Source organism: Alteromonas antoniana (assembly GCF_019249295.1).
Lineage (GTDB): Bacteria > Pseudomonadota > Gammaproteobacteria > Enterobacterales > Alteromonadaceae > Alteromonas > Alteromonas antoniana.
Genome location: NZ_JAESDH010000029.1, coordinates 36,428 through 51,884 on the forward strand (window position 1 = coordinate 36,428; position 15,457 = coordinate 51,884).

Here is a 15,457-nt window from a genome sequence, read left to right on the forward strand (position 1 = left end):
AGTTTTATGTCCCAAGCGCCCTCTGTTTTATTCGTCTGTCTGGGCAATATTTGTCGTTCACCCACGGCCGAAGCCGTGTTTCGTCATAAAGCGGCAGAAGCCGGGCTGAATGTGAAAATTGATTCAGCCGGTACACATGGCTATCACATTGGTAAACAGCCAGATAAACGTTCGCAGGCGGCAGGAACCGCCAGAGGTTATTCATTCAAAGGCCTTAAATGTCGTCGTGTGGAAGAGTCGGACTTTGAGACATTCGATTACATTCTGGCGATGGATGAGAGCAATCTGAGTAACCTTCGGAAAGTATCGCCGGAAGAGTACCACGACAAAATTCACTTGTTTTTGTCTTTCGCCGACAGCGACCATCAAGAGGTGCCCGATCCGTATTATGGCGGCAAACAAGGCTTTGAACTGGTGCTGGATCTGATTGAAGCGGCGTCTGATGGCCTCATCAACACGCTGAAGCGGTGATGTAAGGGTGCCCCGTTTTCTGCTTGCAGGACTGACATGTAGCTGCCTTATTGTGATTGCAGCCATTGCCGCAGTTACCTGGTCAATGGAAGCCGACGGGGCAGTAAAAAGTCATATTTTCTTTTCCCTTCAGGTACCACTGATGGTGACGGCAGTGCTGACCGGCGCCGTGCTGACGGTGAGTGCCGGAACGCTGCAGGTGGTGCTGCGAAATCCGCTGGCAGACCCGGGAATCATCGGCATTACCAGCGGTGCCAGCCTGGTAGCGGCAGTGCTTATTTTATCCGCTCCGGCGATTGCCCAAACCCATTTTCATTACATATTGCCACTGGGATGTTTTATTGGCGCGATAGCCAGTACCGTGTTGATTTACCGGTTAGCAAGGCGTCTGCAGCAAGCCAGCATGGCAGTTATTCTAGCCGGTATCGCGGTGTCGACCTTATCCGGCGCGGTGATTGCCTGGCTTTATCTGTTTACCGACGCGCAGTCCATGCGCAACCTGACCTTCTGGCTAATGGGAAGTTTATATCAGGCTGACGGTACGCTTTTGTGGGTAGCTGCGCCTATCATGTTTCTGAGTTGTGCGTATCAGCTTGCTCAGGCTAAAAAGCTGAACTGGCTTTATGCTGGCGAGAAGGCGGCCGCGGTGGCTGGTGTCAGCCCGCAGCAGTTGATCAGACGGGTATTACTTGCCGCTTCAATTGGCGTAGGCGCTGCTGTATCGGTGGCCGGTTCGATCGCGTTTTTAGGCTTACTGGTGCCGCATTTGCTGAGGCTTCTGGTGGGCTTTGACAACCGCATTATTCTGCCGGCTTCGGCATTGACTGGCGCGCTGTTTTTATTGCTCGTCGCACTGGCGACAGAGTTAATGGGAACGGTAACGTTTCCGGTGTCGATGATCACCGCGACCCTGGGAGGCCCGCTGTTACTTTGGGCGATCTACAAGGGACAATGGCGATGACTCTGGCTGTTGAACTGCATGCGGTTTCTCTGGATAAGCGGCTTACTGATGTGACATGCCAGTGCCTGAAAGGGCAAAGCATCCACCTTTTGGGAGAAAACGGCGCGGGAAAATCGAGTTTGCTGGAAGTGATTGCCGGACTCACTGACGCGGATAACGGGCATTGTCGTATTGATGATACGCCGGTAAACGCCCTCACGTTGCCCGAGCTTGCGCGCTTTCGCGCCTTCCACGCACAGTCATCTGCGGCCTCGTTCGCACTTAGCGTAAACGACTATCTGCATTTTTACGCCTCATCTCAGGTCTCCCCGTTGCCGACATTGCTGGAATTTACGATGGAAGTGTCGCATTTGCTGACGCGCCGCATTACCACCTTGTCAGGCGGGGAAAAGCAAAGGGTAGAGCTTTGCCGGGCATTATTGCAGGTGTGGCCCGCCATTGAAGCCGGAGACGCACTGGTTCTGCTTGATGAGCCCCTGCAAGGGCTGGACATCAGGCACCAATATGCGTTGATGGCGCTGACAAAAGCACTTACCGGGAAAGGCAATACCGTTATTCTGACTTCCCACGATATCGGATTGAGTGCAAATAATGCAGACCAAATCTGGTTATTAAAAAATGGTTCTTTAGTCGCAAATGGAACACCGACTGAGGTTGTGAATGAATTTAACTTAAATGCAACATTTGGTTGTCATTTTGCGGTAAAAAAGTTGGAAAACTTTCTACAAATTCAAGTCTGCGACCCTATTGTCATGCCTTAGTTGTGGTAAAGTGAGAATTGGCCTCTCGCCACTGCTGTCACACTTTTCTACATCAAGGAGATCCCCCCGTGAATAACTGGCAACCTGACAGCTGGAGATCAAAGCCGATCCTTCAGCAACCAGAATACGAAGACAAAAGCCAGCTGAAACAGGCTGAACAAACGTTAAGTAAATATCCTCCTCTTGTCTTTGCTGAAGAAACCCGCGAACTTCGTCGTCAGTTAGGCGATGTGAGTCTGGGTAAGGGATTTTTATTGCAGGGCGGTGACTGCGCAGAGTCATTTGATGAATTTAATGCACCTAAAATTCGTGACACGTTTAAGGTGATCCTGCAAATGGCAATTGTACTGACCTTCGCGGGTCGGTGTCCGGTGACGAAAGTGGCGAGAATGGCAGGCCAGTATGCTAAACCTCGTTCTTCAGATTATGAAAGTGTTGATGGGGTTTCACTACCCAGTTATCGCGGGGATATCATCAACAGCTTTGAGTTTACGCCTGAAGCACGCCGTCCGGATCCAAACCGTATGTTAGATGCATATCACCGCAGTGCGGCAACGCTGAATTTACTGCGTGCGTTTGCTCAGGGTGGTCTGGCAGATTTGCACCAGGTGAATCGCTGGAATATGGCATTTGTTGAAAACAATCCACTGAAAGAGCGTTATCAGGATATGTCTCGTCGCATTCAGGATACGCTTGAGTTTATGGATGTCATCGGTATTAATGCCTCAAACAGTGGAACACTTCACGAGACCGCGTTGTTTACGTCTCACGAAGCGTTGCTGCTTAATTACGAGCAGGCGTTAACACGAATCGATACCCTCACCGGCAAGCCTTATAACTGTTCTGCGCACATGGTGTGGATTGGCGAACGTACCCGTCAGCTGGACCATGCACACATTGAGTTTTTCCGTGGTATCCATAACCCGGTTGGGGTGAAAGTGGGGCCGGGCATTGACGAAGATGAGTTAATTAAGCTGATTGACGCGTTAAATCCGGAAAATGATCCTGGCCGGTTAACTCTGATTACCCGCATGGGCGCAGACAAGTTAGAACAGAATCTGCCACGTCTGCTGCGTCGAGTGAAAGCGGAAGGTCGCAATGTGGTATGGAGCTCAGATCCCATGCACGGGAATACCTTCAAAGCATCCAGTGGCTACAAAACCCGCAACTTTGACGCGATTCTCAGTGAAATTCGCCAGTTCTTCCAGGCGCATGAATCAGAAGGCACGCATGCAGGAGGGATTCATCTGGAAATGACCGGTCAGCACGTAACCGAATGTACCGGCGGCGCTTACCAAATTAGCGATGACGATCTGGCGCAGGCTTACAAAACCCAGTGCGATCCACGACTGAATGCGGATCAGGTACTGGAAATGGCTTTTCTGGTTGCGGATCATCTTAAAAAGGGATAAAGCGAAAAGCGGGTCCGGTAGCGGATTTATTTCTGAATTGTTACCGGACTAACACGTACTGAGTACCGCTTCTCGTTCTTCTTCTGTCAACACGCCGGTAAAAATAGTAGCGCGACGCAAACTGGCCGTGCGAAGATCCTCGGCCAGCAATAAGTCTTGAAACGTATCTGGCTCGCTCGCGTGGTCCAGAATACTCTCCCAAAGCAAATAGCTTCCATATCGCATCATGCCACTCTTATATCGCTCTGTAAGTACAGAGCGGGCTCTTTCAATGTAATGCGGCTCGCATAATACTTTGTCTGCGATGGCTTTGTGAATTGCCAGTATTCGCTGATCGATTAACGCCTGCTTCTGACGTTTCGGGCGGCTGAACATCATACTCCCCAGTGTGAAAACACGTTTCTGAAATCTAAACAGGCTTCATGAATAGTTGCGAAGTTTTCTGTATAAGTATACAGTTATTTTTTATCACGTAACACCCTCAACGTTTTCTTCCCGCGTCTTCCGGGGGCAGGGCAAAATCAGGAGCATTTATGTTTATAACAGGTACGTTTACCGTTGATTTGAATCCGCAGCAGGATGCAATGAAAGGGAAGGAAGGCATAGAGCTGAACCGACTGGCTATCAGTAAAACGTATTCCGGTGAGCTTGATGCTACCAGTACAGGTGAAATGTTAAGTGCTGTCACGCCAGTGAAAGGCTCTGCGGGGTACGTCGCGCTGGAGCAGGTAAGCGGTAAGCTCAATGGCAGAGTCGGGACATTTGTTCTGCAGCATTACGGCGTGATGGATAACGGTGACCAGGCCCTGCAAATACAAGTGGTACCTGACTCAGGCACCGGTGAGCTTGAAGGTCTCACAGGCACCATGGCAATCATTATTGAAGACGGTGTGCATCGTTACGAGTTTAACTTCGGTATGAAAGAAACGGCAGGCTGGACGTAAGGCGTTAGCGCTTCACGTCCTCGCGGATAACACACAAACCACACCTTGCTGACTGGCAATAATGTAAAAGATTTATCGGTATACTGCTTCCAAGTCACCTGTTTATTGTCAGTGCCAGTAGTCGGATCTCGCGTGAAAGGCACGCTTTGTCAGTCTGCATGTAAATCCAGAGTTTGGTCGCTATCTGAACCTGTAGGCTGGCGATAACACACACGCCCCAGAACAGTTCCTGATCCGGACTGGCCGTAAAAAAACGGTATCCACAGTAAACCAGCAGCCCTGAGAAGATAAATGCAAGTACATAGCCTGCTTTCATTACCCAGCCGAGGTTAGACGATAGTCCGGTTTTTAAATACTCAGTTAGTGACAGTTTATCCTCCATCATTGCATCAAGTTCTTTTGTTTGCGCTTTCAGGGTTTGTTCTATGTTGTCATCCAGTTTCATGATCCACTTCCTCATTCAGTATGGCTCGTAATTTCGCACGAGCCCGGTAAAGTCTTGATTTAACTGTGCCTGCCGGAATATTGATAACCAGCGCAGCTTGTTCAATGCAAAGTCCATTCAGGTATATCAGCTCAACCACCTCTCTTTCTGATTCCGGTAATGCGGCGAGCAGGGGCGGCAGGCTGGTCATTTGCAGGCTGTTGTCCGGTTGGTTGTCCTGTTCGTTGCCGACCTGACTTTTCGCGCTTTTAGCCCAGTCCAGTATTTCCCATTTTAGAGCACGGTACAGCCAGCTTTGAAAGAGCGTCAGATCGTTAAGCCGGTGCAGGCGCTTCTCTATTTTCAGCCAGACATTCTGGACCAGGTCCTCCGCTATCATAGGATCGTTGACTCGTGTAATAGCAAAACGTCTCATCGGCCATGCATAGTGGCGATACAACGCATCCAGTGCTTCTTTGTCCCCCCGCTTTGCCTGGGTAACGAACAGCATTATTACTTCTGGCGGGAGTGTGGTTTGCTGTTTCACAAAAACTCCAGCAGGGCATTAAGTAGCGCAAGTAAATGCAACAGCAAAAAACGAATCGGTTCGCTTGCCTCAATCTCAGGTATTAACAGCCAGGTTACCTCTGATAGTGAAGCAATGGTGTCTTCCGGGTTCATAAACAAATCTTCTCCGTGCTTTTCTATAAAGACGATAGCAGCCATCCTGAGGTTCGCGTACGGGGAAAAGTTTTTGCGAGTCAGCAATCACCGTTTTGCTACACCGTATTATTGCCCGAAGTGTGCTGGTCACGCGAACGCGACGTACCGGCGTGTGTGATTAAAACGCGCCTTTATTTTCGGCTTCTTTTGGTTTCTGACAAGCGTACTGGCCTGGGTATTTATTGTTTGCATTGAACCTCCTCGCAGCAAAGCGGTAGTAATAGTGTTCATCTCTCACAAACGGGGTCTCTTATGACGCGACGTTTTCTTCTGGCTACGCTCATGCTTGCCATTTTTATTCCCTGCGCCGCACAGGCCACTGAATCCTCTCATCGTTTCGATAAACGGTTGACGGGATACACCTACCCATTTCCTGTAAAGTCATTTGAAGTAAGCACACAGGGGCAGACGCTAACGATGGCATATATGTACCTTGCGCCCAAAGGTGAGATGCCTGTTGTTACCCTGTTGCACGGGAAGAATTTCAACGGGGCTTATTTTGACGCTATCGCTACTACCCTGCATAAGGCGGGGTATGGTGTGCTGATGCCAGATCAGATTGGCTTTGGAAAATCTGCCAAACCGGTTAACTATCAGTATTCGTTTGCTGCGCTTGCCAGCCATACCCGCGAATTGATGTCATCGCTGAACATCGAAAGATCCATTATTTTTGGGCACTCAATGGGTGGCATGCTCGCCAGCAGGTTTGCGCTGCTGTATCCGGATGTGACGACGCAGTTGATACTGGTAAACCCTATAGGTCTGGAAAACTACCTTCAGTATGTGCAGTACAAAGATGTGGATTTCTTTTATCAGAACGAGCTGAATAAAACGCCCGAAAGCATTGTGTCTTACCAGCGAGAGCATTATTACGATGGTGACTGGAATGACAGTTATGAGGCGCTTACTGTGCCCCTGCAAGGATGGGTGAGAGGTGATGACTGGGAGGTTTTGGCGAAAGTCAGCGCGCTGACCTACGATATGATTTTTACACAGCCCGTTATTGACGAGTTCGATGACTTCACGATGCCGGTAACCCTGATTATTGGGACTCGCGATACCACCGGACCCGGCAGAAACTGGAAAAAAGAGGGGGTAGATTACACCCTCGGTGAATACGATAAACTGGGCAACCGGGTGAAAGCGCGAAATCGACAGATTGATGTGAAACCGTTGCCGGGGTTGGGGCACTTGCCGTTTATTGAAGATTACTCACAATTTAAGCCGGTTTTACTGGACGTACTGGGCGAGAAACGCGATTAAAGCCTTGCCTCTGCAAAGGCCTGAAAGGTTTACCGGTTTATTCATCGAGAAGGGGAGCGACCACGCTCTCCAGCCCGTTTAGTTTAATTTCATACATCAGCGCCAGCTGCTCCCCCAGTTTTCCAGACGGAAACCCGTTGGCGTGAAACCACACCAGGTATGGCTCTGGCAGGTGGAGAAGTTTTCGGCCTGCGTATTTGCCAAATGGCATTGTCTGATTTACTGCGGCCTTTACCTGTGTCGCATCCATATTACAACTCTGTCTGTTGTTTTTGTTGAGCATACCACAAGTCCGCATAGCGTCCGCCTGCACTTAACAGCGCTGCGTGTGAGCCTGATTCTACAATTTCTCCCTGATGCATAACCAAGATAACGTCGGCATCGATCACGGTGGACAGGCGGTGGGCAATAACCAGGCTGGTGTGATTTTTCGCGGCCTCACGCAAAGCCTGCAAAATAGCCTGCTCTGACTGGCTGTCTAAAGAGGATGTGGCCTCATCGAAAACCAGAATTTGCGGACCTTTGAGCAGGGCGCGGGCAATCGCTACGCGCTGTTTTTCACCTCCGGATAGCTTAAGCCCGCGCTCACCAACCTGAGTCTGAAGGCCTTCAGGTAACGAGTCGATAAAGTGAGAGAGGTGGGCCATCGATATTACCTGGCTTACGTCTTCGTCGGTGGCGTCGGGGCGTCCATAGCGAATATTTTCAATCAGTGTGTCGTTAAATAGCACGGTATCCTGTGGCACTATCCCGATATGCTTGCGCAGCGAGTCCTGAGTGACTGTACGGATATCTTGCCCGTCAATGCTGACATTGCCAGAGTTGGGATCGTAAAACCGGAACAGTAATTTCATCAGGGTGGATTTCCCGGCACCGCTCTCGCCAACGATGGCGACTTTCTGGCCTGGTTCAACGTCAAAGGACACACCTTTGAGGATCGGGCGCTTGGCGTCGTAGTGAAAATGCACGTTGTCAAACTTAATAGCTGCGCGCGTGATATTGAGTTCACCGGCATTTTCCTGGTCTGAGACTTTGGGTTTTTTATCCAGCAGCTGAAATAAATTGTCGATATTTGCCAGTGAACCACGGATCTCCCGGTAGACGAATCCAAGAAAGTTCAGCGGCATAAATATTTGCATTGTGAAGGCGTTGATCAAAACAAAGTCGCCAATCGTCATTTCACCACGTGCGACGCCCAGCGCTGCATTTCCCATCATTGAAGTCATAGCGATGGCAATAATAAAGGCCTGACCACCATTTAGCGCGAACAGCGACAAGCGGTTTTTACGACGGGCATGCTCCCAGTTCGCCAGGTCCTTATCATATCGGTTTGCTTCAAAATTCTCGTTATTGAAATACTTCACCGTTTCGAAGTTCAGCAAGCTGTCAACCGCACGGGAGTTTGTAGTGGAGTCGGCCTGGTTCATCATGGTGACGTAACGTGTGCGCCAGTGTGTGGCCTTCATGGTATACGCCACATAGATGATGACCGATAGTAAAATAATAAGCGCAAACGAGGGGCCGTATTGTGTAAGCATCAACACCACGACCACGGCGATTTCAAACAGGGTTGGGCCAATATTAAAAACCATAAAGCGCATAAGGAAGCTGATGCCGCTGGTGCCGCGTTCGATGTCGCGTGACAGCCCGCCAGTTTGACGTGAAAGGTGGAAACCGAGGTCCAGCTGATGCAAATGCCGGAACACTGTCAGCCCTAACCGGCGCATCGCACGCTCTGTTACGCGTCCAAAAAGCGTGTCGCGCACTTCGCCCAATAACACGTTAAGCAATCGCAACACACCATACGCGATAACCAGTGATAAGGGGACGGCCAGCACCAGCGCAGTTTTATTTTCCTGATTTAAACTGTCTACGGCATATTTGAGTACATAAGGTAAGCCGATACTCGCAAGCTTTGCACCAACGAGGCACAGCATCGCCAGGATAACCCGTTGTCTGAATTCCATCAGATAGGGCCAGAGTTGTTTGAATACGTCCCAGCGAATAGGGGCGTCAGTGTTTTCAGCAAAGCGGGAGCGGCGCATAATGATTCTTATTATTGAACGGTGTGGCGGTGAAAACCGGTCTGTTAGCGATTATCAGTGATGAACGCGTTTGTCTGTTAACAGATTTTCTGTTCACGGCATTGGCGTCATCAGGCGTTGTCAGTGTAACCTGATAGCGCATAAGATAAAATACGTTGCTGGGTCAGTTGCTCAAGACACTTCGTATTTAACCGGTATCATTTTTATGGCATGGTAGATTGCCATTTCACTCTTTTTTACTTTTTACGTTTCCAGCGAGGACGCATTGCTTCAGGATAATCACGGCAGACAGTTTTATTACCTGCGCCTTTCCATTACGGAGGCGTGCAATTTTCGTTGTCAGTACTGTTTACCTGATGGTTATCAGGGCCCTTCAGCAGATTCTTTTCTTTCCAAAAGCGAAATACAGACAGTACTCTCTGCATTCGCCGGGCTTGGCACCTCGAAAGTGCGAATCACTGGCGGAGAGCCTTCACTGAGACGTGATCTCACCGAGATTATTTCTGTCGCGGCCAGTACACCCGGTATCCAGCGGGTGGCAATGACTACCCATGGTGGGCGTCTGGCGCAAAAAGCGCGTGAGTGGAAAGCGGCGGGACTGGACCAGGTTAATGTCAGCATTGATAGCCTGGATCCAAGACAATTTGCTGCAATTACCGGTCAGGACAAGCTGAAAGAGGTACTGGCTGGGATCGATAATGCCGCTGAATCCGGGCTCGATGTGAAAGTCAATACCGTCATGCTGAGTCAGTTTGATGGGAAGCGTCTCACGCGGTTTTTAGATTGGATCAAAGACAAGCCTGTTACATTACGGTTTATTGAGCTGATGCAGACCGGCGATCATGAAGGCTTTTTTAATCACCAGCATCAAAGCGGGCAGCCGGTGAAAGAGTGGTTGCTGTCGCAGGGATGGTCACCGTTGATCCGTCGTAAAGATGCGGGCCCGGCCCAGGAGTTTTATCATCCCGACTACCAGGGCAAAATTGGTCTAATTCTTCCGTACAGTAAAGACTTCTGCCAGAGCTGCAACCGTTTGAGAGTGGCAGCAAATGGTAACCTTCACCTTTGCCTTTTCAGTGAACAGGGGTTAACCCTGCAGCCGTATCTTAAAGAAAATGATGTTCAGGGATTACAGCAGTATCTGCAAAAGGTGCTAGTATCAAAAGAAGCCACGCACCATTTACATGAAGGACAAACGGGTGCGACCAAGCATCTTGCCATGCTGGGTGGATAATTTTGAGGTAATCACTGATGTACATTCCTGACAGCGAACGTCTCGCTTACGAACTGGTGTCTGATAAACACTCGGAGTTTTTGTGGTCTATCGATCAGGATGAGCAGGTGATGAAATTCATCAATGGGGGAGAGAAAACCTCCCGGGAAGACATTGAAGGTATTTTCATTCCCAGAATTAAAGCATTCAGTAATCCAGCATTGGGCTGGGGGGTTTGGAAAGTCACCGAGAAAGCATCTACAGAAGATATTGGCTGGATCCTGGTTCGACCTATGCTGTTTTTCACGGCGACGCCACAAAGCGATAACCTTGAGCTTGGTTGGCGATTCAAAAGAGATACCTGGGGAAAGGGGTATGCGACAGAGGCCGCCAGGACTGTACGTGATAGCCTTTTCGATATGGGAGTGGAGCAATTCTCAGCTATTGCGCTACCCGAGAACGAAGCGTCAATTGCTGTAATGAAAAAGCTTGGGATGGAGTTCAGCCACAAAATGCATTATCAGGATGAGGTATTCAATGGCGAGGTCGTAGTTTACCAGCAGGATCTCAGTAAAATTCTCAGCTTTTAAGAGCCTGTGCGCCTGGCGTTGGATGTTTAGCCAGACGCTTTCGCCATACTTATTTCTTCAAACCATTTAACCTGATTTTTGCCCTCGGATTTAGCCTGATAAAGCGCGTCATCTGCTTGCTTCATATAAATATCAAAGTGGGTTGTGTCTGGGCCATTTACTGGCGCTGTTATGGTTACACCAATACTCGCAGTAATGGTATTCAGTTCGCCGCTGTCTGTGGTGATACTAATATTTCGTACGGCATCGCATATCGCTTCCAGCACTTTGCTGATGACTGCGGTCTCTGCACTGTCAATGAAAACACCGAACTCTTCGCCGCCCAGTCTGGCAACGACATCGCCATCCCGAAGACAGCTCTTTGCTGCACGCGCCAGGGCAATGAGTACTTCATCACCTACCGGGTGGCCGTATGTGTCATTTAGCTGTTTAAAATTATCAACATCAAGAATTGCAAGCCCATAGCGCTTACCCTCGCTTGCTGCCATCTGTTCGATGTGGGTGAAGTAAGCGCGCCGATTCATTAATGCGGTGAGTGGATCGGTTGAAGCAAGTTTTTGCAATTGTTGCTCTGCTTCGTAACGGGCCTGCTCTACCTCAACAGCCTTAAACAACTGCGACAACGTATCGAGCAGGGGCTGAAGAAAATAAACATCGGCTTCGCTGTAATCTTCCGCTTTGTTAGCCAGGCCAATCATGCCAATGGCCTCGCCATGGCGACTGATGGGTAGCCCCAGAAATCTGCCCAGAGGCGGGTGACCCTCAGGCGTTCCCTTAGAGGCGTGATGTTTCGGCGGTTTATTCGCGATCACAGGGGCATTCGAGGTAATAACATGACCAAATAAATTGCCCAGATTGGTAAATGCTAATTCGCCTCGCTCAAAAGCTTCGTAAGCAGCTCGGCTTGATGATGACCAGCTGACGTCCGAAATCGCGTAAATATGCAGGCTAGGTTTCCCTTCTTTTTCCTGCATGCGACCGATAAAGCCATATTCGCTTTCAGCAAGCTCTAAAAGCTCATCGAAAATTAGTCCGCATGCGGTTTTCAGATCTTTTTCGGCAACAAAACTGTTTTGCGCGTTGGTAATAAACCGCAGCAGGCGCTGATTCCTGCCAGTTTCCAATTCAATGTGCTTCTTATCAGTAATATCCCGGTGGGTACCGGTGAGCCGGATTGGATCGCCGTTTTCATCTCGTGCTACTACGCGAGCATAGGTTTCTATCCATAGCCAGTGACCTTCTGCATGCTGCATGCGGTATTCGTTAACAAACGCGGAAGTCTGACCGGCAAAATGTTGTTTCAGGCTTGCTTCATATATTTTTCTATCTGCCGGATGTATCAGCCGTTGCCAGAACATGCCGCTGGTATCTGTATCGTCCGGATCTAACCCCAGAATTTTGCACCAGCGGGTGTTTACCCGGTGAATGTCATTTAAAATATCCCAGTCCCAGGTACCAAGCCCGGAAGACTCCAGTAATAAGCGCATTCTTTCATTGGTCTTCGCCATCCTGGCTTCGAGGTATTTCTGCTCGTCATTCTTAAACAGCATCGCATGAATACTGCTAAGCTTATTTCGTTCATCAAAACTGGCACGGGATATTTGTTTCACCCACCGCTCTTGTTTGTCGCGGGTAATGATCCGGTAATCGGTTTCCAGCACTTCAGTACCGAATTTATGATTCTGAATGGCCTCATAGAAAACCGGTAGATCCTCTTTATGAATAAACTCAGAAAGCTGAAAGTCAGTAAGGTGTTCAGGAATGGCTTTTAACCCAAATAATGAAGGCAGATTTTCAGAGACAAAGGAGACTTTTTTAGCCGGGTTGAAAACCCACCTAATCATTGCTGCTGGAGACGCATTGAGTAACTGGTGTTCCTCATCGGTCTTGAGATTGGTAATAATCAGCTTTACGCACTGGCTGAAATGCTCGCTTAATTCGAATAACTGTTTAAGCTCGTTTTGTTTGAATCGTCTGGGTTTATCGTCCAGCAGACAAAGAGACCCAACCAGTGTTCCATTAAGATAAAAGGGCACACCGGCGTAGAACTGAAAGTTACTCTCGCCGGCGACGGAAGGAAGCTGGCAGGTATTTGCATTATCCAGTGCATTTTCGACGATATAGTGGCTTTCTTCTTTCCACACACGTTCGCAAAACGTGTCTGAAATAGGCATTGGTGGGGGAGGCGTGTCTGCAGCAGCTTTTACCCAAACGATGTCGTCTTCAATAAATGTCAGGTAGGCTGTTTTCGCTGAAAACAAAGACGCAATCGTACACATGAAATCATTTAAAATATGATCATACGTGTGCGTGTGAAGCATATATTGAGATACTACAGACTTTTTTTCAGCCATTTGCCGGTTTAGATATTACGACGCCATCATTTTATTTTAGCTAAAGAAGACACAATAACAATTTGCCTAAAGTCGTAATTTTACGTCAAATCCCGCAATATCGATTTCACCCGCTGATAACGCTTTTCCTGTTCCTGATTTAAATGTGCAGACTCTATGGTGCGCATACAGTTAAGGATGAGTGCCTGCGCATTTTCATCTTCATGGCGATTTTCACGAAGATCAATCGCTGTTGCCTGTAGCAGGTTAAGCGCTATAGAGGCGTTTTTAGGCATAATAGTGAATGCTTGTCTGAATGTTCTGAGCGCTGCCGTCAAATCGCCTTGCTGATACTGTACCACTGCGGAGTTATTAAGCTCTTTCGGGCTCATTGGTATTTCAGCTTTCTCTGAGCGCTCTTGACGTATGTAGTGCAAAAACAGATCGCTTTGCGCCGGATCGCTGACGCAGCGACGCTCTATCACATCCAGAATGCTTAATGCGTGATCCTGAAGTCCCACTTCATGAAACGCTTTGGCTTTATCTAACAGCGCCTCAATACTTTCTGTTTCCCAGGTGTCATCACTTAACTGGCCTAACAAGTTTTTGGCATTGTCACTTTCATCCTGTAGATACAGCAGGCGTGCATCAATGACCTTGATTTGCTCATCAAAATCGGCTTTGGGGAAAGAGGCTTTAAGCTGTCGTAAATATTCATTGGATTGCTTGATAAGCTTGGACGTCTGGTCGTCGTCGGCGGTCATGGCAAAATCGATTCCTGCACGCGCAACGTTCAGGTAAATCTCCGGCTTATCGTGAATGGAGTTCTTGGCAAACTTTACAACTTTTTTGGCCGCTTCAAACTGGGATTCGTAGTCGTGAGTAATACGTGACAGGTCCAGTGCCTGGCGGTGGCGATGGATATTCCGGGGGGAAATTTCACCGGCCAGTGACACGCACTCCAGCGCATCTTCAAATTCCTGCAACTTAATTTGCAGGGCAGTAAGCAGGTCATACGCAGCCAGCATGGAATCTTTTTCAAATGCCAGCTCTAAAATAAGCTTTTCTGCTTCATCGTCTTCATTCAGTCGTATATGACACCGAACCAGTCCCAACTGTGCCCAGGTAAAGTTCTGGACGTTAAGAATCGCCTGGTAAAACTCCTTGGCTTGGTCAATGTAGTTGCAGGCCTGCAACAACTCACCCTTGGTTTTCAGCGCGAGTGGAAAAAACTCAGCGTTTTTTGGCTCTGTGAGGAATTGCTCAATTTCGTTCAGCGCCTGGTCTGGCTGGTTGCGTTCAATGAGATCATAAACGGCTTTCAGTGCCTGCTTGCGATTTAGTACCCGGGTCAGGCGTTTATCCAGCTCTCTTACCGTGAAAGGCTTAGCCAGGAATTCGTCGGGTTGCAATTCCACAATAGAGTGGACGATATCGGCAGTGGTATCTGCGCTGATAAAAACAAATGCTGTACTGGGAGGGAGTTCCCTATGTTCTTTCAGCTGGTCGTAAAGGAAATAGCCTTCCTGTTCCTGCTTTAAGTCATAGGCGCAAATAATGAGATCATACTTTTCACGCCGAATCGCTGACAACGCCAGGTTGGCTTTATCTACATATTCTATGTCCTGAAAGCCTAACTCTTCCATGGAGTATTTAAGGTAACCTTTAGCCAATACCTGATCATCAACAATCAGGACCTTCATTTGGCGAGCCAGCTTGATGTTCATAGACTTCCCATCACCGCGAGATAATAAAACACACTTGCACTTATATTGGTTTATCGTCAGAAGTGCGTAAAAACTTATTAAAACCTGAAACTGATAGGTTTGTCACGATTTGTCGACAGGGGAACTAATTCTCTTTTGTCATAGGTGGGTAAGGTGACAGGAAGGAGAGGGCAGTGTTAAGGACTCTTTTGCTGTGGCTCGCAACGACTGTTGTTGAACCAGTGTCGCCAGTAAAACAGTGATTTAAAAGAAATAGAAGAGGTGGTGGACGTCTGCTGTGGCTCGCAACGAATGTTGTTGAACCAGTGTCGCTAGTAAAACAGTGATTTAAAAGAAATAGAAGAGGTGGTGGACGTCTGCCGTGGCTCGCAACGAATGTAGTTGAACCAGTGTCATTAGTGGAACAGTGATTTACAGGAAATAGAAGAGGTGGCGGACGTCTGCTGCGGCTCGCAACGAATGTTGTTGAACCAGTGTCGTTAGTAAAACAGTGATTTAAAAGAAATAGAAGAGGTGGTGGACGCTACTGGGCTTGAACCAGTGACCCTCGCCTTGTAAGGGCGATGCTCTCCCAACTGAGCTAAGCGTCC

The 15,457-nt window shown here is 48.6% G+C and carries 16 protein-coding genes and 1 tRNA gene; 8 read left to right on the top strand and 9 right to left on the bottom strand.

The features are described from left to right. Window positions 1–6 precede the first annotated feature (6 nt). From JKP77_RS18950 to JKP77_RS18965, 4 genes are all read left to right on the top strand, one after another. Complete coding sequence (locus JKP77_RS18950; protein WP_218312738.1) at window positions 7–471, top strand: low molecular weight protein-tyrosine-phosphatase; 465 nt, start codon at window positions 7–9, stop codon at window positions 469–471. A 7-nt stretch (window positions 472–478) separates the two neighbouring features. Continuing rightward, a complete protein-coding gene (locus tag JKP77_RS18955) occupies window positions 479–1,432 on the top strand; it encodes a FecCD family ABC transporter permease (protein WP_338024899.1) in 954 nt (317 codons plus the stop codon). After that, on the top strand, window positions 1,429–2,193 hold the full coding sequence (locus JKP77_RS18960; RefSeq protein ID WP_218312739.1) for an ATP-binding cassette domain-containing protein: 765 nt from the start codon (window positions 1,429–1,431) through the stop codon (window positions 2,191–2,193). The genes JKP77_RS18955 and JKP77_RS18960 overlap by 4 nt, the downstream gene beginning before the upstream one ends. Before the next feature lie 68 nt (window positions 2,194–2,261). Further along, window positions 2,262–3,605, top strand: coding sequence for a class II 3-deoxy-7-phosphoheptulonate synthase (locus tag JKP77_RS18965; RefSeq protein WP_218312740.1), 1,344 nt, complete (start codon window positions 2,262–2,264; stop codon window positions 3,603–3,605). A gap of 48 nt (window positions 3,606–3,653) precedes the next feature. Here JKP77_RS18965 and JKP77_RS18970 read toward each other — a convergent pair whose 3' ends face one another. Continuing rightward, on the bottom strand, window positions 3,654–3,983 hold the full coding sequence (locus JKP77_RS18970) for a hypothetical protein (RefSeq protein WP_246601286.1): 330 nt from the start codon (window positions 3,981–3,983) through the stop codon (window positions 3,654–3,656). Window positions 3,984–4,138: 155 nt separating this feature from the next. Between JKP77_RS18970 and JKP77_RS18975 the strand changes: the two genes are divergently transcribed. Next, entirely contained in the window at window positions 4,139–4,549 is a 411-nt protein-coding gene (locus JKP77_RS18975) for a DUF3224 domain-containing protein (RefSeq protein ID WP_218312741.1), read from the top strand. A gap of 94 nt (window positions 4,550–4,643) precedes the next feature. Here the strand turns inward: JKP77_RS18975 and JKP77_RS18980 are convergent, their stop codons facing one another. The 3 genes from JKP77_RS18980 to JKP77_RS18990 are packed head-to-tail and all read right to left on the bottom strand — an operon-like array spanning window position 4,644 to window position 5,699. Beyond that, window positions 4,644–4,994, bottom strand: a complete 351-nt coding sequence (locus tag JKP77_RS18980; protein ID WP_218312742.1) for a DUF6768 family protein — start codon at window positions 4,992–4,994, stop codon at window positions 4,644–4,646. Next, the gene (locus tag JKP77_RS18985) at window positions 4,981–5,520 is read right to left on the bottom strand and encodes an RNA polymerase sigma factor (RefSeq protein ID WP_218312743.1); all 540 of its coding nucleotides are present in this window, start codon (window positions 5,518–5,520) and stop codon (window positions 4,981–4,983) included. Before JKP77_RS18985 ends, JKP77_RS18980 begins: the two co-directional genes overlap by 14 nt. Continuing rightward, window positions 5,517–5,699, bottom strand: a complete 183-nt coding sequence (locus JKP77_RS18990; protein ID WP_218312744.1) for a hypothetical protein — start codon at window positions 5,697–5,699, stop codon at window positions 5,517–5,519. The genes JKP77_RS18985 and JKP77_RS18990 overlap by 4 nt, the downstream gene beginning before the upstream one ends. A 249-nt stretch (window positions 5,700–5,948) precedes the next feature. Between JKP77_RS18990 and JKP77_RS18995 the strand changes: the two genes are divergently transcribed. After that, window positions 5,949–6,959, top strand: coding sequence for an alpha/beta fold hydrolase (locus JKP77_RS18995; RefSeq protein ID WP_218312745.1), 1,011 nt, complete (start codon window positions 5,949–5,951; stop codon window positions 6,957–6,959). Window positions 6,960–6,996: 37 nt separating this feature from the next. Here JKP77_RS18995 and JKP77_RS19000 read toward each other — a convergent pair whose 3' ends face one another. After that, the gene (locus tag JKP77_RS19000) at window positions 6,997–7,209 is read right to left on the bottom strand and encodes a DUF3820 family protein (RefSeq protein WP_218312746.1); all 213 of its coding nucleotides are present in this window, start codon (window positions 7,207–7,209) and stop codon (window positions 6,997–6,999) included. A gap of 1 nt (window position 7,210) precedes the next feature. Further along, window positions 7,211–9,004 (bottom strand): ABCB family ABC transporter ATP-binding protein/permease, encoded by a 1,794-nt coding sequence (locus JKP77_RS19005; RefSeq protein ID WP_218312747.1) that lies wholly within the window; start codon window positions 9,002–9,004, stop codon window positions 7,211–7,213. Window positions 9,005–9,269: 265 nt separating this feature from the next. On the opposite strand from JKP77_RS19005, the gene moaA reads away from it, so the two are divergent. Both moaA and JKP77_RS19015 read left to right on the top strand, forming a co-directional pair. Then, window positions 9,270–10,238 (top strand): GTP 3',8-cyclase MoaA, encoded by a 969-nt coding sequence (gene moaA / locus JKP77_RS19010; protein WP_218312748.1) that lies wholly within the window; start codon window positions 9,270–9,272, stop codon window positions 10,236–10,238. A gap of 17 nt (window positions 10,239–10,255) precedes the next feature. Continuing rightward, window positions 10,256–10,807, top strand: coding sequence for a GNAT family N-acetyltransferase (locus JKP77_RS19015; RefSeq protein WP_218312749.1), 552 nt, complete (start codon window positions 10,256–10,258; stop codon window positions 10,805–10,807). Between the two features lie 26 nt (window positions 10,808–10,833). Here JKP77_RS19015 and JKP77_RS19020 read toward each other — a convergent pair whose 3' ends face one another. The 3 genes from JKP77_RS19020 to JKP77_RS19030 form a co-directional block, all read right to left on the bottom strand. Further along, window positions 10,834–13,161: a diguanylate cyclase domain-containing protein gene (locus JKP77_RS19020; protein ID WP_338024900.1), complete on the bottom strand. Its 2,328-nt coding sequence runs from the start codon at window positions 13,159–13,161 to the stop codon at window positions 10,834–10,836. A gap of 80 nt (window positions 13,162–13,241) precedes the next feature. Then, the gene (locus tag JKP77_RS19025) at window positions 13,242–14,867 is read right to left on the bottom strand and encodes a response regulator (protein ID WP_218312751.1); all 1,626 of its coding nucleotides are present in this window, start codon (window positions 14,865–14,867) and stop codon (window positions 13,242–13,244) included. A gap of 514 nt (window positions 14,868–15,381) precedes the next feature. Next, window positions 15,382–15,457: transfer RNA gene (locus JKP77_RS19030), tRNA-Val, on the bottom strand.